The sequence below is a fragment of the Alphaproteobacteria bacterium genome, from assembly GCA_019746225.1.
Classification (GTDB): domain Bacteria; phylum Pseudomonadota; class Alphaproteobacteria; order Paracaedibacterales; family VGCI01; genus VGCI01.
Genome location: JAIESE010000016.1, coordinates 1 through 20,986, shown reverse-complemented (window position 1 = coordinate 20,986; position 20,986 = coordinate 1). Strand labels below are relative to the sequence as shown.

The 20,986-nt window shown below is 44.8% G+C and carries 16 protein-coding genes; 3 read left to right on the top strand and 13 right to left on the bottom strand.

Annotated features, from left to right (window positions below; all coding sequences use genetic code 11):
• Positions 1 to 18 precede the first annotated feature (18 nt).
• The 9 genes from K2Y18_03280 to K2Y18_03240 form a co-directional block, all read right to left on the bottom strand.
• A complete protein-coding gene (locus tag K2Y18_03280; GenBank protein MBX9804761.1) occupies positions 19 to 1,503 on the bottom strand; it encodes a DEAD/DEAH box helicase in 1,485 nt (494 codons plus the stop codon).
• 337 nt (positions 1,504 to 1,840) lie between these two features.
• Entirely contained in the window at positions 1,841 to 2,338 is a 498-nt protein-coding gene (locus K2Y18_03275) for a hypothetical protein (protein ID MBX9804760.1), read from the bottom strand.
• A gap of 327 nt (positions 2,339 to 2,665) precedes the next feature.
• Positions 2,666 to 4,114: a hypothetical protein gene (locus tag K2Y18_03270; protein ID MBX9804759.1), complete on the bottom strand. Its 1,449-nt coding sequence runs from the start codon at positions 4,112 to 4,114 to the stop codon at positions 2,666 to 2,668.
• A gap of 392 nt (positions 4,115 to 4,506) precedes the next feature.
• Positions 4,507 to 7,977: an indolepyruvate ferredoxin oxidoreductase family protein gene (locus K2Y18_03265; GenBank protein ID MBX9804758.1), complete on the bottom strand. Its 3,471-nt coding sequence runs from the start codon at positions 7,975 to 7,977 to the stop codon at positions 4,507 to 4,509.
• Between the two features lie 101 nt (positions 7,978 to 8,078).
• A complete protein-coding gene (locus K2Y18_03260; GenBank protein ID MBX9804757.1) occupies positions 8,079 to 9,446 on the bottom strand; it encodes a class I SAM-dependent methyltransferase in 1,368 nt (455 codons plus the stop codon).
• 297 nt (positions 9,447 to 9,743) lie between these two features.
• Positions 9,744 to 10,355, bottom strand: a complete 612-nt coding sequence (locus tag K2Y18_03255) for an ABC-type transport auxiliary lipoprotein family protein (GenBank protein MBX9804756.1) — start codon at positions 10,353 to 10,355, stop codon at positions 9,744 to 9,746.
• Positions 10,352 to 11,197 carry an MlaD family protein gene (locus K2Y18_03250; GenBank protein ID MBX9804755.1) on the bottom strand — a complete coding sequence of 282 codons (846 nt, stop codon included), beginning with the start codon at positions 11,195 to 11,197 and terminating at the stop codon, positions 10,352 to 10,354. The genes K2Y18_03255 and K2Y18_03250 overlap by 4 nt, the downstream gene beginning before the upstream one ends.
• A complete protein-coding gene (locus K2Y18_03245) occupies positions 11,197 to 11,937 on the bottom strand; it encodes an ATP-binding cassette domain-containing protein (GenBank protein ID MBX9804754.1) in 741 nt (246 codons plus the stop codon). Before K2Y18_03245 ends, K2Y18_03250 begins: the two co-directional genes overlap by 1 nt.
• Before the next feature lie 4 nt (positions 11,938 to 11,941).
• Positions 11,942 to 13,099 carry an ABC transporter permease gene (locus K2Y18_03240; protein MBX9804753.1) on the bottom strand — a complete coding sequence of 386 codons (1,158 nt, stop codon included), beginning with the start codon at positions 13,097 to 13,099 and terminating at the stop codon, positions 11,942 to 11,944.
• A gap of 101 nt (positions 13,100 to 13,200) precedes the next feature.
• Here K2Y18_03240 and rpmE point away from each other — a divergent pair, with 101 nt between their 5' ends.
• Complete coding sequence (gene rpmE, locus K2Y18_03235) at positions 13,201 to 13,428, top strand: 50S ribosomal protein L31 (protein MBX9804752.1); 228 nt, start codon at positions 13,201 to 13,203, stop codon at positions 13,426 to 13,428.
• Between the two features lie 182 nt (positions 13,429 to 13,610).
• On the opposite strand, the gene K2Y18_03230 is transcribed toward rpmE, so the two are convergent.
• The 3 genes from K2Y18_03230 to K2Y18_03220 all read right to left on the bottom strand — a co-directional run bounded on the left by K2Y18_03230 (position 13,611) and on the right by K2Y18_03220 (position 16,680).
• Positions 13,611 to 14,432 carry a hypothetical protein gene (locus K2Y18_03230; GenBank protein ID MBX9804751.1) on the bottom strand — a complete coding sequence of 274 codons (822 nt, stop codon included), beginning with the start codon at positions 14,430 to 14,432 and terminating at the stop codon, positions 13,611 to 13,613.
• A 159-nt stretch (positions 14,433 to 14,591) separates the two neighbouring features.
• On the bottom strand, positions 14,592 to 15,197 hold the full coding sequence (locus K2Y18_03225; GenBank protein MBX9804750.1) for a hypothetical protein: 606 nt from the start codon (positions 15,195 to 15,197) through the stop codon (positions 14,592 to 14,594).
• Between the two features lie 235 nt (positions 15,198 to 15,432).
• The gene (locus K2Y18_03220; GenBank protein MBX9804749.1) at positions 15,433 to 16,680 is read right to left on the bottom strand and encodes a hypothetical protein; all 1,248 of its coding nucleotides are present in this window, start codon (positions 16,678 to 16,680) and stop codon (positions 15,433 to 15,435) included.
• Between the two features lie 489 nt (positions 16,681 to 17,169).
• Between K2Y18_03220 and K2Y18_03215 the strand changes: the two genes are divergently transcribed.
• Positions 17,170 to 18,363 (top strand): hypothetical protein, encoded by a 1,194-nt coding sequence (locus tag K2Y18_03215; protein MBX9804748.1) that lies wholly within the window; start codon positions 17,170 to 17,172, stop codon positions 18,361 to 18,363.
• A 264-nt stretch (positions 18,364 to 18,627) separates the two neighbouring features.
• Here the strand turns inward: K2Y18_03215 and K2Y18_03210 are convergent, their stop codons facing one another.
• Entirely contained in the window at positions 18,628 to 19,365 is a 738-nt protein-coding gene (locus tag K2Y18_03210; protein ID MBX9804747.1) for a hypothetical protein, read from the bottom strand.
• A gap of 696 nt (positions 19,366 to 20,061) precedes the next feature.
• Between K2Y18_03210 and K2Y18_03205 the strand changes: the two genes are divergently transcribed.
• A partial coding sequence (locus K2Y18_03205; GenBank protein MBX9804746.1) for a UvrD-helicase domain-containing protein occupies positions 20,062 to 20,986 on the top strand: 925 nt, incomplete at its 3' end.

The window sequence follows — 20,986 nt, the reverse complement described above, 5'->3', positions numbered from 1 at the left end:
TTATTTAAAAAGAATGGACTAAGGCTGCTTTAAATTAACGGCTTTCAACATAAATGCGGGAACTTCTGACCCAAACCCAACCCGTGGTTCATCGGGACCGTCTGACTCTGGTTGACGAGAGGATCTCTTATGGGGTGACTGCTGTTTGGGGCGATCTGGTTTCTTCTGTGAGGGAGGAGAATCGGAAGCTTTGGCAATTTTATCTGACTTTTCAGCGGCTTTCTGCTTTGTTTCTTCTTCGTGTCTGCGGTTTATTTCACCAATCTTATCCTCAACCGACGATTTTGTTTGCTGGTTCGATTTCGCGGTTGCTTTTGAAGCTTTTCCTTTTGAGCTCTTTCCTTTAGAAGTATCTGCTTTCACAGGTTGTTCTTTGGCAGGCTCCCCACCTAAAGTCATAATGGGAATATCTTGTTGGATAAACGCTTGAACGCCAGCCAAGTATTTCTCATCATGGCTGCTGACCAAAGTTATGGCAACGCCTGCATTACCAGCACGCCCCGTGCGCCCAATACGATGAACATAGTCTTCCGCGTTCATGGGCACATCAAAATTAACAACCAGGCTCAAACCGTCCACGTCGAGTCCGCGGGCGGCAACGTCACTGGCAACGAGAACCGTGACCTTTCCATTTTTAAATTCTTCTAAGGTTTGATTACGTTGGCTTTGAGCCATATCCCCGTGAAGACTGCCCGCTTCGTAGCCAAACTTCTTCAAAGCGGAGGTTAAAACAGAAATGTCCCGCTTGCGATTGCAAAAGATGATGATTGGACCAGGATTCTCTTGGGCACCTAAAATCTCCCGCAATGCCTCGCGCTTCTTTGCGTCTTCTACCCGAACCACATGTTGGGTTACCGTTGCGGCAGTTCGCGTGGTCGGGGCGATGATGATTTCTTTAGGGTTGATCAGATAGCTTTGAGCCAATTTCTTAATTTCGGCGGGCATCGTTGCGCTGAAAAGCAAGGTTTGCCGCATCTTCGGCAGCGTTGCTACGATCCGATCCACATCTGGGATGAAGCCCATATCGAGCATACGATCCGCCTCATCAATCACCAGAATCTTGACGTCTGCTAGAAGAATCTGGCCCCGTTCAAATAAGTCTAACAAGCGGCCTGGCGTTGCAATGAGAACATCGACCCCGCGCTTCAGCTGCTTTTCCTGATCTGACATGGACTCCCCACCGACCAGGAGCGCTGCTTTTAATTTATGATCTTTCCCGTAAGTTTCAAAACTTTCAAGAACTTGGGCAGCCAATTCTCGCGTCGGCTCTAACACAATAGAGCGCGGCATACGCACTTTAGAGCGCGATCCATGGAGGACATCAATCATGGGTAAAATAAAGGAAGCGGTTTTGCCCGTCCCGGTTTGGGCACATCCAAAGAGGTCCCTGCCCCGCAAGATCTGGGGAATGGCTTGTTCTTGAATGGGCGTGGGTATCGCATATCCAAGTTTGTTAACGGTCTGCTCTAATTCAGCCGACAGTCCGAGGTCACTAAATTTCATGGAATCCTTGGGAAGTGATATAATAAATATCTCAATAAGTTTGTCTACACTTACACAAATGACCTATTTTTCAAATAAATTCAAGAAAAACTCTCATTTCAACGTAATTATTTTTTAATGGCTATGGCTTTTGGATCACAAAAGGCTCAAATAGGGGGGCTAGAGGAACGATTAATGCGTCCCCTTTCCCTTTGATTTTCCCTGATTTTATTATTCTCGAGGAACAGACAGATAAGATACCGGCGAAAAGGCTTCTCCAGCATATTGAAAAGCGTGTTTCATAACGTCAAACTCGCAGAACGCCTTATGTCTCAACAACTCTTCAAATCACAAAAGGTCAAACAAAAATTACATGGGCCATATCGATATAGTGCGAAAGGTTGGTATTTGTATCATGAGCTATATTTGAAAATGTTATGGTTTGGCCACCCCCAAAGTCGAGCTGTATATTGCCACCATTATTCACCACAGTGCTAAAGGCGGAATTGCTGCTCGTCACTCCATGAAACTTAAGAAAGTCGTTGTTGCCGAGGGCAATGCCTTCGAAGTCGGCAATCGTGTCCTTGCCAATCCCATTGCACAGATCGAATACGAACGTATCTACTCCATTGTTAACCGTGCCACCACTATTGCTAATCGTCTTAACATCCCCCCACATGGTGACATCGCTTTTGCCAGCAATCAGTGTATCGTTGCCACATTTTACTATGCCCCCGGCTCCTACAAATATGCTTGCAGCATCTCCATAGAGCGTCGTTGTGTAGTTGCCTTGGGGCACTCCAGTAACTTCAGCAAACAATTTATCATTACCGAAGGTCACCGAGCCGGTTACCACTGAGCCTGATCCCCCTACCTGCAGGGCATCGCCGTAGAGAGTCTGGTTCGCCGTTATCGCGCCCGTCGTATCGCGCACATTAATCTCAGCCTCCATCTGGTCATCACCGAAGGTTACTGTTCCAGAAATAGGGGATAATGTTATCCCCATCTGCACGACATCGCCGTGGAGGGTCTGATTCGCAGTTGTCCCAGCCACCGTATCGCGCACATTAATCTCAGCCTCCATCTTGTCATCACCGAAGGTTACTGTTCCAGAAATAGGAGATGATGTTAGCCCCATCTGCACGACATCGCCGTCGAGATTCTGGGTCTTTTTTAGCGTATTTTAGGTATCGCGTACATTAATTTCAGCCTCCATCTTGTCATCGCCAAAAGTTACCTTGCCAGATATAGGTGATGATGATAACCCCGCCTGCACGGCATCGCCATAGAAGGTCTGGGACGCCACTGTCGCGGCCGTCGTATCGTGCACATGGATTTCAGCCTCCATCTCGTCACCGCCGAAGGTGACATTGCCTGAAATAAGTGAGTTAGAGTACCCCACATATTCCGCATCGCCATAGAAGGTCTGGGACGCCGATGTCGCACCAGACGTATCGTGCACATGGATTTTAGCCGCCAACTTGTCCTCACCGAAGGTGACATTGCCTGTGCTTGAAATATTGGAAGTATAGGCCCCCACATATTGCGCGTCACCATAAAGGGTCTGGGTCGCCGTTGTCGCGGCAGTCGTATCATGAACATTGATTTCAGCCTCCATCTTGTCATCGCCGAAGGTGACCCTGCCCGAAATAGGTGAGCTAGAGTACCCCACATATTGCGCATCGCCAAAGAGGAGCTGGGTCGCGTTTGTCGCAGCAGTCGTATCGTGCACATGGATTTCAGCCTCCATCTTGTCATCGCCGAAGTTGACCCTGCCTGAAATAGGTGAGTTAGTGTACCCCACATTAAGCGCATCGCCGAAGATGGTCTGTGTCACCGTTGTCCCGACCGTCGTATCGAGCACATTATTTATACTGATTTCAGCCTCTATCTTGTCATCGCCGAAGGTGACAGTGCCTGAAATAGGTGAGCTAGAGTACCCCACATATTGCGCATCGCCCAAGAGTGCCTGTGTTGCTGCTGTCACGGCCGTCGTATCGCGCACAGAAATCTCAGCCTCCATCTTGTCATCGCCGAAGGTGACCGTACCAGATATAGGTGATGATAAGAGCCCCACATATTGCGCATCGCCCAAGAGGAGCTGGGTCACCGTTGTCGCTGCCGTCGTATCGTGCACATGGATTTCAGCCTCCATCTTGTCGTCGCCGAAGGTGACCCTTCCTAAAATAGGTGAGCTAGTGTACCCCACATATTGCGCATCGCCATAGAGGGTCTGGGTCGCGTTTGTTGCGAAAGTCGTATGATGTACGCTGATTTCAGCCTCCATCTTGTCGTTACCGCATTTGACATTGTCACTTATGGAAGTCAAATTAATAGTGTTGGCATCTCCATAAAGATTTTGATTCAAAACAAGAGGCCCTACTGGGGCCTGGACGCTGTAGTTAGCCTCTATGGTATCGTTACCAGCCTGGGCAGTCCCTGTCAGAGTATAAACATCTCCATACAAAGATTGGTTATTACCTGTGCCAATGATTTTATCACTACCCACCTTGCCACTGCTCAGCTTTGGGCCATCTACAGTTGAGGAATTTCCTGAGTCCCCAAAAATTACGTCGCCATTTAGACTGCTGCTCAGCGTATTATTACCATTGGTTCCTGTAATTGTCGCCATGTTAGCCTCCTCATTTAAAATATTTTTGAGAAATATTCACATCTATTTACATATATCTATAATTGGAAATATAGTATTCGTTAATCAAATTTCAATATAGTGGATTCATTATTTGTTAATTTTTAGGAAATTTATATTTTAAAAAAAAATTTTGTGAAACATTTTGAAATCCTAAACTTACAATATATGCCTTAATGTCCTTATCTGGACAACCAAGTACAGGGAGGATAATGAGAGGAGTGAAACGACGTAGCGATCCATGTATTTAAAGCTCTTTCAAGCAAAGACACTTCAAACATTAAAAATCCATTTGCCACAGAGTCTACCCCCGAGAAATCATAGAAATAGGGTAACTAATTGTATTATTTAACTTATTAATCATCATAAACCCCTCACGCCCGGTCCATTTTTGGCCACAGCTTTTCTTCAGCAGCTTTGGCAGCTTTGAGGTTGCGTTCTTTCACATGACCAAAGCCGCGTATGGTTTGCGGCAACGCCGCAATTTCGCAAGCAACGGCATGATTCTTCGGATTTAATTGGACCAAAACCTTACCCATAGCAATTTCAAAATCCACCAAGAGCTGACGTTCCATGCGGCGTTCTTTTGAATATCCAAATATATCAAAGACTGTCCCTCGTAATCGTTTCCCCTTTGCCAAAAGTTTGAAAACCTTTAAGACCCACGGTCCATACGTCGCTTTCTGCAACTCGCCCGTGTGGGGGTCACGCTTAGCAATCAACGGGGGGGCCAAATGGAATTGAAGCTTGAAGTTCCCCTCAAACTCATGGGTCAAACGACGCATAAAGTCCCCATTCGTGTAGAGCCTGGCGACTTCATATTCGTCCTTAATGGCCAAGAGGCGATAGTAGGTATGGGCCACAATCTCAGCAAGGCCACTCAACCCAAGCAACCTCTCTTCCCGGGCGACCTTTTGGATGAAAGACAGGTAACGATCTCCATAAGACTTGTCTTGGTATTCTACCAAAAAGTCATAACGCCTTTGGGTTTGTTCCTCGAAGGAAGTGCTCAAAATACGATCAGCTTCAACGGGCAGCTCTGCTTTCGCATGGTCCTCTACGACCTTCATATTAACCGCTGCAAGGCGTCCCCACTGGAAGGCTTGAATATTTAAGGGAACCGCCACATCGTTCAGGCGAATCGCTTCCTCGATGGCTTCGTGAGAGACGGGGATAAATCCTTTCTGATAGGCATAGCCCACTAAAAATACATTGGTGGTGATGGTATCCCCCAGAAGCGCTTTGGCCAGATTGGTCACGTCCACGAAATGTGTCTGAGCCTTTCCAACCGCTTTGATGAGATCAGCTTGCATCGCCGCCCCTGGAATCAGTGCTTCGGGATTTTGAGTGAAGTGTCCTGTAATAGACTCATGGGTATTCACAACCGCTTGGGTGCGACCTTTCAAAATCTTATCCATCCCAATGGCCCCAGCGCTCACCACAAGATCAGCGCCCAAAAGAAGATCTGCGCCCCCTGTGCTCACGGTCGTTGCGTGAATATCTTCTGGGCGTTTGCTGATGCGGATGTGGCTGACAACCGCCCCGCCCTTTTGCGCAAGGCCCGCCATATCCACAATGGAACATCCCTTATCTTCGAGGTGAGCGGCCATACCAATCAAGGACCCGATGGTGATGACGCCCGTTCCCCCAACGCCGGCCACAAAGATACTGTAAGGCTTATCCAATACCAGAGGCTTTGGGCTCGGGAGCTTTTCAAATAAGGTTTCCGGAAAAGAGGTAGGTTTGGGCTTTCGCAAAGTCCCGCCGATGACACTCACAAAGCTTGGGCAGAAGCCCTTCACACAGGAATAGTCCTTATTGCAGGGGTTTTGATCAATGGCGCGCTTCACTCCCCATTCCGTTTCCCGGGGAATAATGGAAAGGCAGTTCGATTTCTTGCCACAATCACCACAGCCTTCACACACGGTCTCATTGATGAAGATGCGTTTGTTCGGGTCGACCATTGCGCCGCGTTTGCGTCTTTTTCGTTTCTCGAGGGCACAAGTTTGGTCGTAGATCAGAACAGATGTCCCTTTCCAGTTCTTCAAGTTTTCCTGGACAACCTGAAGTTCATCCCGATGATGAATCGTGGTTCCGTGGGCAAAATGGGCGCCCAAAGGATAACGATCCAGATCGTCTGTGACCACCGCAATCCGTCGAACCCCTTCCGCATAAACTTGCTGGCTCACACCCCAAACTGTGAGAGGGCCATCGACAGATTGTCCACCAGTCATGGCGACCGCATCGTTGTATAAAATCTTGTAGGTGATGTTGACTTTTGCCGCGATGGCCGCCCGAATGGCCAGCGAACCAGAGTGGTAATATGTGCCATCACCAAGGTTTGCAAAGATATGGTTTTCAGTGGTGAAGGGCGCCTGCCCGATCCAGGGAACCCCCTCCGCCCCCATCTGCGTGAAGGTCTTGGTATGCTGAGGCGCAATCCAGGTGGCCATATAATGACACCCAATCCCCGCTACCGCCCGGCTACCCATGGGCAATTGGGGGGTGGACGTGTTGTGGGGACAGCCTGAGCAATAATAGGGCAGACGGGCAATATGCTCCTTGAAGGGGGTTTTCGGATGAGCCCTTTCCAAAGCCTCTTGGAAGGCGCCCTCGAAACGCTCAAAACCGGACAACGACTTGAGGCAATGGGCTATGGCCCCGCCAATTTTTGTGGCGTTGAGCTCATAGGTGGTGGGCAGAAGCGGCTTACCCGTCCCATCAGATTTGCCCAAGACTTGGGGACGATGATTAGCTGGGAGATGATAAAGAATTGATTTTACTTGATTTTCAATAAGGGGACGCTTCTCTTCGATCACCAGAACCGTATCAAGGGAGCGGCAAAAATCTTCAATGCTGGTGGGCTCCAGCGGCCAGCTCACGGTGACCTTAAAGACGGCAAGACCAAGCGCAGAAGCCGCAGTATCATCAATTCCCAAGTCATCAAGCGCCTGGCGAACATCGAGGTAAGACTTTCCAACGGTGATGATCCCAAAGCGGGGTTGGGAACGCCCCTTCCCTTCCGGAAAAACGCAGCGGTTCAGCTGGTTGGCGCGCACAAAATAAGGCACAGCTTTCAGCTTCACCTCATGGAGACGCCGTTCTTGGTCGACGGGTGCGTCCGGCCAACGGAAATTAACACCATCCGCGGGCATGTCAAAGTCTTTGGGGAGAAGGATTTTTGATCGAGCGGGATCTACCAACACAGAGGCCGCTGTATCAACGGTGTCTGACAACATTTTGAAGCCAACCCACAAACCGGTATAGCGCGACATCGCCCACCCCATTAAGCCAAGGTCCAGCACATCTTGAACCGTGGCGGGGTAGATCACGGGAATGAAAGCATCCATCAACGCATATTCACTTTGGTGAGGCAACGTTGAGGACTTACAAGCATGGTCATCACCCGTCAAGGCAAGCACGCCGCCGTAGGGATTGGTCCCGGCCGAATTTGCATGTTTCAAAGCATCACCTGAGCGATCCACACCCGGGCCCTTGCCATACCACATGGAGAAAACCCCTTGAACCGTAGCTCCTGGAGACAATGAAATCTGCTGACTTCCCCACACGGCGGTTGCGCCTAAGTCTTCATTAATGCCGGGTTGAAAGTGAATGCGATGGGTCTCTAAATGGTGGGCTGCTTTCCATAAAGCTTGGTCGAAACCACCAAGAGGGGAGCCACGATATCCTGAAATGAATCCTGCCGTGGTGAGACCTTGGGCCTCATCCAGGCGGGCTTGCATCAAGGGAAGGCGCACCAACGCTTGTGTGCCAGTAATATAGATCCGCCCAGAATCAAGCGTATACTTATCGTCCAAATGAACCTTACGAAGCGGGCGTTTCATCATTGCAGCCTATGAATAGAGGGTACTCCCTCCTCAGTTTAAGGGCGAATGATTAACAATGTGTATACGTCGTCATGGGGGTTTAAGTCCCACAAGAATATCTATAGCAATATGCATCTTAGACAGGGTGCACAGCACTTATTCACTTTAGTAAAGACAGTCCCGCCATAACCACCAATAGGATCAGTTTCCCGTTGAACACGTCCCATTACGGGGTTTGAAAGAAAAGCAGCGAATGGCTCTGCCCCATTCTCCAAGTTAGACAAATTCACTTTAGCAAAGACTGTCACGCCATAATTACTAATAGGTTTATTTTCCCGTTGAACATGTCCCGTTACGGGGTTTGAAAGGAAAGCTGCTAATGGCTTTGCCTCATTCTCCAAGCAAGCCTCATAAAGAGTTTCAGGTGTATAAAATCTACTGGAATGTTTATAAACCTTAAATACCGGTTGTTTTTTTTCCTCTGTGTATTTTTTCAGATCTTCAGAGATATTCTTTTCGTATTTTTCAATGAAAGTTTTCACATCCGCTGGTAAATCTATATTCCTTACCTGTAATTTATTATTCCTTAGGCAGACCAATCTCTGCTTTGTTTTATTACGCGATTTAACTTCGTTTACAAGCTGGAATTCGTAGATCTCCACGGATAGAGGGTCTACATCAGAATTTATGTATTCAGACTCTGTGTATTTTATTTCTTTATCAAGTCGGCCTTGATTTTTACGACAATAGCTATAACCACTAACTTTCTTTACGTTTGAATCCCAGACCCCTGTTATGCGTTCTCTCGAACCGTGAGCACTCAAAACAATCGTCCCACCCGTAGGGCGCACAATGTCTTTTAATAGATTGAAAAACTTTAAAACTTCAGATTTTGGAAATAAATGAATGAAGTTTCGAGCATAGACGATATCGCATGTACCATAAATGTCCTTAAGCACAGAAAACGCATCACCAGGAATAACCTTGATTCTACTTTTAAATTGTTCAGACAAGCTGCATATTCGATTAATCAGGGCGTCCATTTCAGATTGAACAATATCGTTTACATAGACAGTTTCTGCACCACCAAGGGCTAAAAATATACTATTGATTCCCGATCCTGCTGCAAGCTCACAAACAACCTTTCCTTTTGAAATTTTCATCAATTGCATAAGAACTTCATGGTGAGGTATAAATTCCTGACCATATTTTCCGTCGCCCACACTGCGTTGACACTTAAAGCCTTCTAAAAGCTTGGCGGCAAAATCAATGAGTTTGAGATCGTTCTTAAACGCCGGGTCTATAATGTTCTCTAAAAAATCTCTATCTGCAAGATCACATTTGTGTGCCCATTCTGATGCTAAAACTACAGCACTTTTCTCAGACGGATGAATTGGTGCCAGTCTGTTGTATTCTGCAGCTTTTGACGGAGAATCTAAAAATAGGGCACTTATAACCAAAAAGCATATGAATCTAGAGATATGCATTTTTGAATTCCTCCATTTTAAAAGGCAATTTTAGACCTAATAAATACAATACATGTGACAGGAGTATCTCAATGTAATATATAAAAATATTTTTGCAATACCGTATAAATACGCTAATTTTGAATATATAAAATGAAGGATCGAGGACCGAAGCTACTGAATTCTAAAGCAAGAAGTAACTATCTAATATAGGGAACAGAGTTTCCAATCTCATCTCGTTTGCTAACCTCCCCCCGATCAACAAATCGTCGTTGGTGACGCCTTCGAACTTCTCAGAGTCTTTCGGGTGAGGAATTTTTATCGTACATGCTCCAGAACCCAACTGACCATCGCTCTTGAGACTTCGAGATGAGCTGTGTTGAGAGATTTAACAATCGCATCCATGCAATTTTCAGGAATTGTTTGGGCATGGGTGAACTGGCGAGAGGCCACAACGGTGCGTTCCGGCATCTTCACCAAAAGAACCATGTACTCTACTTGAGCCGTCGTAGACTGGCCTTGAACAGGGTGACCTGTAAAGAACTTCCTGACCTCAATCTTCAAAGCATAATTCGCATGTATGCCTTCGGTTGGGCGACTCACGCCTTTTAGGCTTGTTTTATTTTGAAGGGAATAGATGACCGACTCTTGAATCAAAGCACTCAAGCGATCCGCCCATTCCACATCCGCATAATAATCAATCGTCTGTTCTTGCGGCTTCAAGGCAATACGGGTGTTATCTATGGGAGGGTAAAGGTTCGGCAAATCCACAATCAATTGGTGAGCGCGTGAATGAGCAGAAGACGCCACAGGGGATTCACTGGCAAGAGTGCCAAGGGTATATTTTTTGGTAGGCTCTCCCGCCGAAGGAAACAAAGAGCAGGCGGATAAAGTGAGGGCACTCAAGCTAAAAAGTACTTTAAATCTCATGGAACTTTGACTCCCTGTCTTGGATCATTATTTAAGAAGCGTGCGGGACTGCGCTCTAACGCGTCTCCAACACGACGTATGGTAGTTAAAGCATCTTTTCCTTCGGTCAAAAATTGCGTCAAAGCCGGTAAGCCTGTCGCCGTAAAATTTGAGAGGCTACTACGATTATCGGCAAGAACCAATTTCATCTCATTAACCATACTTCTAAATTCTTTCATACCCTCCTTCATGCTCAAGAGCGTGTCATGAAGATCGCTTTGCTGTCCAGGAACGGGCGCCAGGGCCTTTGTAATACTATGAATGCTTTGCAAGCTTTCGCCAAATGCTTTACGATTCTCCTCGTCAAACAAGGGGCGGATTTCCTCGAAAGTCTTGGAGATTTGGTGAAGGACCGTTGGCAAGGATGCCGTGACTTCTTCAAAGACCGAAGATTTTGTAGGTATAACAGCATGATGCTGACCAGGCTTTGGTTTTAGGGACGGCGAATTACTCGTCCCCCCATTTAATTGAACGTAGGCAACCCCTGTAATACCTTGCATTTCAAGGGAGGCAAAAGCATCCTCTTTAATCGGAACCCCACCTTCCAATATGATGGTCACTTTAATTCTTTCCACATTGTTAGGATCCAATCTAATGGACTTGACTGATCCAACAGGCACACCCCGATATAGAACGGTTCCGCCCTCTTTCAGCCCGGTGACAGAACCAGAAAAATATGCATCATATTCCGTTGCATTTCGAGAAAAGTCTACACGAGCAACCCATAAGATAAACGAAACAATAACAACGAGACTAAATACAACAAACGCTCCTACAAGCGTATAATTTGCCTTCGTTTCCATTATTTAGCCCTCGCTGAAAACAAATGTTGCCCTCGTGGTCCATGAAAATATTCTTGAATCCAAGGATGTTTAATGCTGGCGACTTCTTTTAAGGTTCCCACCGTGACATGTTGGTCAATGAGTACAGCAACTCGGTTGCAAACCGCAAAGAGAGAATCAAGATCGTGTGTAATCATAACCACTGTAATTTTCAATTCCTTTTGCAATTCCTTAATAAGATTATCAAACCCTGCCGCTGCTATGGGGTCAAGCCCTGATGTGGGCTCATCCAAAAAAACAATGGCCGGATCAAGAGCCAATGCCCGAGCTAATCCCACCCGTTTAATCATTCCTCCAGAAAGCTGAGAGGGAAGTTTTTGGGCCGCTGAACTTGGCAGACCAACTCTTATAATTTTGTCACAAGCAATCTCATACGCCAAGTCATACGATAGATGAGCAACCTCAAGCAACGGTATCATAATGTTTTCAATGACCGTCAAAGAAGAAAGAAGGGCGCCCGCCTGAAATAAAACACCTACTTGAGAGGAAGGATACGGCGGAGACGTATAGTAGGTCAAGGTCCCTGCTTGAAGGGGATCTAGCCCAACCATATAGCGCATCAAAACAGATTTACCACTTCCAGATCCCCCAACGATGCCCAAGACCTCCCCCTCATAAACGCTTAAATTTAAGTCCTTATGAACGACTTGAGAGCCAAATTGAGTTTTAAGGCCTTTAATTTCTATAATGGTGCGCGCCATGACCTCAAACCTTAAGATAAGAAAATATGATGGACATAAGGGCATCGCAGACTATGACAAGGAAAATGGACTCAACGACAGACTGGGTTGTCATCTTTCCTACGCTTTCCGCACTTCCTTTCACCTGAAGTCCCCGGAAGCATCCAACAAGACCAATGATCACAGCGAACATGGGCGCTTTGCTCATGCCAACCCAAAAAGTGCTTAATGAAACAGCCCGTTGGAGGTGGGTAACAAATTGAAGGGGTGTTACGTCAATAATAAGACTCGTCAAGACCATACCCCCCAACAACCCCATCATCATAGAGAAAAACACGAGCAGAGGCAAACAAATGAGGATTGCCAGAATTCGGGGAATAACCAAGACAAGGATGGGATTCAGACCCAACATTCGAATCGCATCTATTTCTTGATTTAAAGCCATTGTGCCAATTTGTGCCGTAAATGCACTTCCCGAGCGCCCCGCAATAACAATGGCCGTTATAAGGACTGATATTTCCCGTAAAATGGAAACACCCAAAAAATCTATGGTATAAAGCTCAGCGCCAAACCGCCGTAATTGATTGATACTTTGATAGCATAAAACCATTCCGATTAAGAAAGAAATAAGTCCAATGATGGGAAGTGCTTTCACACCAACTTCTTCACCGTGACGAAAAACCGACACCCACCGAAGATCGCAAGTCGACTTGAGTGTCCTCATCCATGTTACGAGAATTTCCCCAAAAAATCCGAGCATTTTCAAGGAAGTGTTGCCAAATACAAGGGTCTGACGTCCAAGATTCTCCAGCCATTTCGTCTTCCAATTAATATGCAATACGGGCTCAGCTGCTGGTTCAAACGTCAGGAAGTGATTCAAAAAAGGTGACGCCGACAGGATAGTCACGTTGACAACACGGTTTTGGCTCTTTAACCCTTTTATGACCCGGGCTATCAGGCAAGCACCTGCCGTATCCATCTCACATTCTTTTTCAATGGTGACTTCTATGGGCAATTTTTTGGGAAGAGCTTTACCGATGTGGCTTTGAATTTCTTGTTCCATTGCCCCTATGGCGTTGCAAATCCAAGCACCCCCAATACGCAAAGTAATCCCACTCTTGGCTTGATCCGTATCAAACCAGGGGGTCGCTCGTTTTAAGGTCGATGGTGTCTCTGGGGTCATATTGTGGAAAACCTCATCCTTCTTTACAAAATCATTGCATATTACCCCCACTCTAGGCTATACACGAAATAAAGAACTTTATCAAATGGACAGAGAAGACTATGAAACAAGAGATTCACCCAGATTACCATGAAATTAATGTTGTCATGACTGATGGCACAACCTTTAAAACACGGACCACTTGGGGCAAACCAGGTGATACGATGCAATTGGATATCGACCCAAAGTCTCATCCTGCATGGACTGGGGCTAACCAAAAATTGATGGATACCGCTGGTCAAATCAGCAAATTCAGCAAGCGTTTCGGAGATATTGGTCTGAAGAAATAGATTCTTTCCCTATCAAGGCCATCCATAAACCACCGTCCTTTATAAGAGAACGGTGGTTTTTTTATGTGTTGGATACATTTACCCTGGAGAACACCCTGGAGAATGATTGACACCGCTCGAATGAGAGATGACTTTATGGTGGATAGCTCTGGTAACGTGTTCGGCTCACCTATAGACCACCCCTATTTTAACGACTCACTAAGTATTGGGGAATTGGTTGGTTGAACGGGAGGGGTATCATTCACACTGGCTGACGCTTGTTGTTGTCGCCTTGCTTCCTCTTCCGCATGGGTGCGTTTAGATTCCTCAATTGCCAATGCCACTTGACGTGCTTCTTCCGCAGCGGCTAGTTGCTGGGCCTGTTGATGAGCTGCTGCTTGTGTTGCTTGCTCTTGAGCACGTTGTTGTTCGTGTTGGCGGGATTGTTCTGCTGCTAACATAGAATCTTCTTGAGCCCGTCGTGTGCTTTGTGCTTCTGCGGCAGCGTTTTGCTGACGGCGCGCTTCTTCTTGGGCATAAGTAACTAATGAGTTTTTACGAGCTTGTTCCATTTGGCGCTCTTCTTCAGCTGCTATTCGCTGACGACGCTCATTGTCCTGGTGATAAGTCTCATATGAATTCCTCTTTGCCTGCTCAACTTGAGCATATTCTGTGTGTTGACGATTCAATTCATCTTCTTGATATCCATAATCCTTCTGACGAGGTTGAGGCGTAAAAACAGGCGCTGCAAAGGAATCGTAGGATTGACGGACGTTTGCTCGATAGGGTTGTGAAGGAATAGGTTGATTCACATATACCGTATTTGTATGGTGATTGTTCTGCACAACCTTTTGCTTTTGTTTGACCTTCATTTGTTGATTCACCTGAACTTGCTGAATCTGCGCGCGGGTCATGGATTGCGTGTATACACGGTCCGTTCTTTGGACTGAGGTTGCGACACAACCTGTTAAGCTTAGAGACAGCGGCAAACAAATTACACTTGTTATTAGTTTTAAACAGTTCACTTTTTTGATCCTTTTATATGGTAATTTTGAAGAATTCGACTTATTCATACTTTAATTTCTTAAAAAAGACAAGTCATTAGAATTCTACACAAAAAAAACCACCGTCCCAAAGAACGGTGGTTTTATATTGTTCAATTAAAGATCTAAAGAATTTAGTTTTTAAGACTTCTCGATCCCTAATTCCTCCAAAACCTTTTCGGCTTGGTGCGCGTTAAGATTCATTTTGGTTTGAATATGGGAAATCATGGCACCATATTTTGGAACCACGCCGCCATTCTCCCCTTTTAATTCCATCACAAGCTCTCCTGCTTTAACGATATGTCCTTCATTTGGATTCCAGTCTGGATCCGGAGAAGAGGGATGTGGCGCTGGCAAAGTTGGCGGCAGAGGCGGCGAGGAAGGCGCACTACCCGATGTTGGTTGACCCTGGGGTGAAGAGGGCGTCGTTCTCGGTGATTGGAACGTCGGTGTCTCAGGACTAGGTTTGGGTTTAGAATATTGGGGGTTAAACCGAGCCGGCCGCGCTGGTGCCGGTTGAGGTGTTACGAGCTGCTGTGGATCTTGAGGCTGATAGGCTGTTGGTGCCTGTGCACGTTGAGGTGCCCGACGCGGTTTAGGGGCAGCTTTCGGGGCTGGTGCTTGAGCACCATGTGCGGGTGGCTGAGCCGGCTGCGCGGGATAAAAATTGTCAGAATCATCATTAAAAAGGTCACATCCTACCAAAGTAAAGGGGATAGCCACAGTCAAGATTTTTGAAATTTTCATAAATTACTTCCTTTTAATATTGTTGTCGCATAATTTTACTAAAATACTCTAATTTGGAAAGGATGACAAGGGTGTCTATGGTGGTTTTGAGGAAGACATTTCTATGAAAGTAAGTGATCCGTAAGTGACATGCGATGCGTTAATAACATGAAGAGGGATAGGGCGCCGCCTCGCGCTTTATCTGTAAAGGCCCCCTGAACCATATCAGGGAGCCCTTCAAGGAATACTTTAGCCTTTAACCGCCGTGTTGCTCTTGGCTCGACCCCTCACTGATCTTTATCATCTTACTCATTACAGTGGTAAAACGGTCATAACCACCTGGGTCTCTGTTAGCAATATACCCCATCAAAGTCTTAAGATTCTCAGTTGCTATTGAATTCATCTGAACTAATGTATCATCAGAAGGATTTGATCCTAGTTTCTTAGTTGTAAGATCCCTTACCTGATTCATAACATACAATATGTTAACCAGCTCATCATCCGTAACTTGAGCTCCCCCAAGGTACTCCTTCACTCTGGGAGCAACCTTCTTATAAGCTGCAGCAATGTTGGATTCCTCTACTGCGACCCGATTTGTTTCAAGGGTGTGCTGGTAACGACGGTCCTTACCAATAGCATCATTGAGTTTTTTTCTGACTTCCTTGCTGAGAGCAGCTTTATCTGCAAAGCCCCTTTCGAGCAATGAATAATAGGCTTCTAAAGACTGCCTTTCACGCGAAAGCCTGCCTAGAATATCTAAGCATACTTGTTTTGCATCAACTGCTTCTGGTGGCATCCGATCAAACATAACCCCTAGCAAACGGGCAAGTCCATCCACCATAAAATCAAACTTTTTTCCCATTGGGATTTCTTTAAAAACTTCGTCAAAACATGATCCAACATTGTCTCGATGAACAAAATAATGAGAACAAAGTAATCCTACTTTTTCTGAAAGTTTATCTGAAAGTTTCTGCTCTTTAGCCCAGCTTCCGTAAGCAATAACTGTTTTGGGTTGAAGATCCTTAGGCTCAAAAGCAAGGTCTCGTGAGCAAAAAGCAAGGTCTGTGTAAAAGGCAACAGAGCTATCCAACATATGATGTAAATCCGAAACATAGCCTAACAATTCAAAATGTTTCGCCAATTGCCCTATTTGCGCAGGTTCCCTACTTTGACGAGCATCAAGAACAGCTGACCAAAGCTTGTCCCTAATTTCTTCTCTGGAGCCGTCAAAAAGAATCTCTCCTATCGTAATACCTGCTTGAGCAGAACCACTCAGATCAATAAAGTTCTGTTCGGAATCCATTCCTTTAAGAGCGCCTTCTTCTGGCTTCTGGGTCGTTGAATAGCGAATCTCAAACCTGCCATTACGAGTTGCTGAATAAACATAATTCTTACAAACAACATCTTTCACATGAGCCTCTACATCCATACTCCAACTCGGCTGAGAAGTTGTAAAATTACAAACAGTGAATACTAAAAATAATAAAAGAAAAGAAACTCTCATAATAGTCCTCTAAAATTGGAATTTAATTATCATAAAAAGGGGTAGCAGATATCCTTTAAAACTGCAACATGAGTTAAATATAATCGTGGGTACTAACAAACAAGTTGCCAAATCCTCTGCTTCTAAGACACCATCACAGGATGAAGTGATTCTGGGACGGCAAATCGCACGAGATTCAAGCCACGTCTTAGTCTAACTCTCACCCTTGAAATACGTCCAAAAAACCCATCCCAATTGATTTTGCCCCAGAACAGTTGATGCATTCGGATTTATGGGGCGACCCCATTATTGAAGAAGTGATTTGTCAAAGCGGATTTGTATGCCCTGTAGAGTTTATAACTTCATGCCGATGTTCGCATGGTTTGCTCGGAAACCTAATTCCAAGCTGTACCTGCACTGCTCTGCGACATATTTGAGAATATGAGAACAATTTTGTTCATCGTATGATGATAAAACATAACCTCAATGAAAAATATGATGGAGAATTCCATGATAAAAAAAGTTATATATCTCGCAATAATCGGATGTTTATCTTCTACTCACGGAACGGAGGCGCCTCCCCCTAAAGAACAAATCATTGGTACTCAAGGGCTTGGGACAAGGGTCCAATTTACGAAAGAAGATCGTCGAATTGAACAAGCAAAAAGAGTTCATGAAATGGGCTCGAGAATGTTCAAGACAACTGTTTATAGCGAAGATTTTGATTATAAGCGCTCTCTTAAACTTGTTCCTGGACAGCCACCAGTAACAGAAATATATCATCAAAAGGCTGACGTGACGAAAGAAGGGGTCATTGTAAAAAATTCAAGTATCGATCAAATTTTGAAAATGGATTTTACCACGCTTTTCTTTTGGTGGCGTTCTTGTAATGCTAATTGGAAAGAGGGGCTATCAAAAGAAAATAAAGAAATAGAGTATCTAACTACCTATAATTTTGCCGTGAGCTTACTTAAAAATGGAGCTGATTCTCCTCGAACATTTTTTGTCGGTCACTGGGAAGGAGATGGGTACTTAGCTCCTGAGGGTAAAGATCCGAAAGACAAAAGCATTGAGGGTATGATTGATTGGTTGAAAATACGTCAAAAAGCTGTTGATGCTGCTCGAAGAGATATGAAAGGTCATACAAAATCAAAAATTTTTCACTATACAGAAGTGAATAAAGTTCGAGTGGCAATTGATAATAAGAAAAGGCGCGTCGTGAATTGCGTGTTGCCATGTACTGATGTAGATTACGTATCTTATTCCAGTTGGGATTCCATAAAATTTGATGATCCTCCCGGAACGATAACCAAGTCTATTGCAGATATTGAATGCCGAATTATTGGAGAGAAACCCGGAATTCCTCGCCCCAGAGTGTTTATTGGTGAGTTTGCTATTTCAGCCCACTTAGCTGGTAACCCTCTACAGCATGACAAAAGAAATTGTGAGCTTTTGGTATGGTTTTTAGAAAGGAATATGCCTTATATCCTATATTGGCAAATATATAATGACAAACCAAGAAAAGATGGTAGTGGTAACCCAGAGGGATTTTGGTTAATTGATGAGGATAACAAAGAGTGGCCATTTTTTAAAACTCTACAAGCATTATACAAAGCCCAAGAAACGTTCACAGATGTTCGGCAAGGCTCAATAGCTTGGCTAAACAATTATTTAAACAAGAATTATCCTCCAAGCAATATGTAAGGCGACATTATTGACTTCAGCAATAAAACAATTGAAATAAATTAGGGCTGTTCTCACCTCTCCCCTTGTGGGAGGGGTCCCCGATGATCCTTGCGAAGAGGGGGGTGAGGGGAATAAAAATCAGGTGATTAAGGGACGGCAGAAGAAGGGATTAAAAACGCTATTCCCATTCCTCGATATTTAATCAGAAACAAACCCTTGAATCCCAAAACACACGATTTAGGCACATAAAAAGAGGCCCCGCCTCAGGTGGTCCATTTGTAGCTAAGCTTTTTTTGAACCACGCCATTCATCAAAGCTAATTTTAACGTTAGCTCTTATATATTCCTGCCAATCCTCGATCATCATGCGATACTCTTTTAATCTTTTTGTAAATGCAGCTTTGTCTTTCTTATCTTGAACACCATTAATGCAAACTTCGATCGTCCGACAAAGCTCAAGATCATTAGCAGGGTCACCAATATACCCGAAGTTAATGGCATCAAGTAAATGATGCATAGCATAATCTAGATAGTCTATATAACGCTCAATAAGTACCTTTCTCACGACATCATCCTTGGGGTTCAGGGCAAGTGATTGCTCAAGATATGTGAAATAGAGGTTGTCATCGGAGTCATCACTATAATGGTAAAAAAATAATCCTAACCATTTTAATGGCTCAAAATTTTTGGGTTGTTCTACAATCCATTGCCTCAGGGTAGGCACTATGACTTGTGTTACTAAGGGCTGGGGATCAAGCAAAAAGCTATTCCTACCGCTTCCTAACTTCATTTGGCAAATAATCTGAACAAGCTCGAGCTTCTTCGATTCTTCAAAACTGGATGCTGCGATAATAAATTCATTTAACTTATTAAAGGCTTGTTTTCGCAGCCCTTGTTCCCTTAAATCCGCATATTCAGCAAGTAAAATAAAATCTGGATATTTTTTTAGCTCCTCATTAAAGTTAAGAAGGGCTTGAAAAGCCGACTCTCTCCAGATGCCTGAGTATTTCTTATCACTCATTCAATTCCCCCTAAATATATTATCATCACAAATCACGTTCTATTAAAAGTATAGCATATTCAAGCTTAAGGTTAAAGCAAATTAGCTAAACAAACCACTTTCATATAAATGAATATAAATCTAATAAATGAATATAAATCTAAAAGAAAAACCAGAATACATTTTAAAAGATATAAAGCATAAGTGCGCTGATTTTAGCAAGAGACTCAAAACAGCGATTCCTTATAACTAGCCCTCGTAAAAACAAGGTTATCATATAGAATATACAAAAATAACTGTATAAAAACAACCTCAAAGCCCAATAACTCATGATTTTGGGACACTTTGTACAATCAGATGCAATAGGCTTATCGACGACTAAAAACTTGAACTCAGTGTTCAGACTCTCTTGCCCGGAATCGCGTCCTATTGGATTCCGGGCGCTAAGGTGTATACCTTGGATAATCGGCTATAGCCTTATTTTAGTTCACAAAATGAAATGAACTCCAGGTGGGCACGATTCTACTTCAACAAAATCGACCACTGCCTCCTGTTGAACAATTTATTTGATTTGTAGGTAAGATTCTCTCCACCCCCCCCAAAAGCGTTTGTGTGTTGCGATAGCCCCAGCAACCCTGCTATCAATAACGAAGATAAATTCTATTATGTGCTGGAAATGAAATACCTGTGTCTTCCTCTCTTGCTGTTCCGATTCCCATGACGCCATCTTATTTGGACGCCTTAAATGCTGAACAACGGGTAGCCGTTGAGTCGATCAATGGTCCTGTTTTGATTTTGGCCGGCGCTGGCACGGGGAAAACACGCGTTTTGACAACACGTATGGCTCACATTATCGCCAGTTGTCTTGCTTATCCTTCCCAAATTTTGGCCGTCACCTTCACAAACAAAGCGGCTGCAGAAATGAAGGAGCGCGTTGGCTCTTTGATTAACCTCCCAACGGAAGGGCTTTGGCTGGGCACATTTCATGCCATTGCTGTTCGGATTTTGCGCCGCCATGCGGAAGTGGTTGGCTTGAAGCCTAACTTCACGATTCTGGACACAGATGATCAACAACGCCTCATCAAGCAAATTCTTCAAGCCGAAGGCATCGATGAGGGAAAGAATCCTCCACGAATGGTGGCTTCAGTGATCAGTACGAAGAAAGACCGAGTTGAATTTGCTCAAAAACTGGACCAAATCCCGGCCCGGAATTGGATTGATCGCATCTATAGTCTTTATCAAGAACGTCTCAAAACCCTGAATGCGGTTGATTTTGGGGATCTGCTCCTTTACTGCATCCAACTGTTCCAAGACCATCATGAAATTTTGAAAATCTATCAAGACCAGTTCCACTACATCATGGTGGATGAATACCAGGATACCAATGTGGCGCAATATTTGTGGCTGCGCCTGCTCGCGCAAGGACATAACAACATCTGCTGTGTGGGCGATGATGATCAGTCGATCTATGGCTGGCGGGGCGCTGAAATTGGAAACATCTTGCGCTTTGAGAAAGATTTTCCGGGCGCCACAACCATTCGCTTGGAACAAAATTATCGCTCCACCACGCACATTCTCGGCGCCGCTTCTGGCCTTATTGAGAAGAATATCGGTCGTTTGGGAAAGACCCTGTGGACGGAGA

Excerpts from the sequence above, each read along its gene's own strand:
- K2Y18_03255 (MBX9804756.1), bottom strand. The coding sequence starts at position 10,355 with ATGAGATTTAAAGTACTTTTTAGCTTGAGTGCCCTCACTTTATCCGCC.
- K2Y18_03215 (MBX9804748.1), top strand. The coding sequence starts at position 17,170 with ATGATAAAAAAAGTTATATATCTCGCAATAATCGGATGTTTATCTTCT.
- K2Y18_03245 (MBX9804754.1), bottom strand. The coding sequence starts at position 11,937 with ATGGCGCGCACCATTATAGAAATTAAAGGCCTTAAAACTCAATTTGGC.
- K2Y18_03265 (MBX9804758.1), bottom strand. The coding sequence starts at position 7,977 with ATGAAACGCCCGCTTCGTAAGGTTCATTTGGACGATAAGTATACGCTT.
- rpmE (MBX9804752.1), top strand. The coding sequence starts at position 13,201 with ATGAAACAAGAGATTCACCCAGATTACCATGAAATTAATGTTGTCATG.
- K2Y18_03220 (MBX9804749.1), bottom strand. The coding sequence starts at position 16,680 with ATGAGAGTTTCTTTTCTTTTATTATTTTTAGTATTCACTGTTTGTAAT.
- K2Y18_03270 (MBX9804759.1), bottom strand. The coding sequence starts at position 4,114 with ATGGCGACAATTACAGGAACCAATGGTAATAATACGCTGAGCAGCAGT.
- K2Y18_03280 (MBX9804761.1), bottom strand. The coding sequence starts at position 1,503 with ATGAAATTTAGTGACCTCGGACTGTCGGCTGAATTAGAGCAGACCGTT.
- K2Y18_03260 (MBX9804757.1), bottom strand. The coding sequence starts at position 9,446 with ATGCATATCTCTAGATTCATATGCTTTTTGGTTATAAGTGCCCTATTT.
- K2Y18_03240 (MBX9804753.1), bottom strand. The coding sequence starts at position 13,099 with ATGACCCCAGAGACACCATCGACCTTAAAACGAGCGACCCCCTGGTTT.
- K2Y18_03225 (MBX9804750.1), bottom strand. The coding sequence starts at position 15,197 with ATGAAAATTTCAAAAATCTTGACTGTGGCTATCCCCTTTACTTTGGTA.
- K2Y18_03210 (MBX9804747.1), bottom strand. The coding sequence starts at position 19,365 with ATGAGTGATAAGAAATACTCAGGCATCTGGAGAGAGTCGGCTTTTCAA.
- K2Y18_03250 (MBX9804755.1), bottom strand. The coding sequence starts at position 11,197 with ATGGAAACGAAGGCAAATTATACGCTTGTAGGAGCGTTTGTTGTATTT.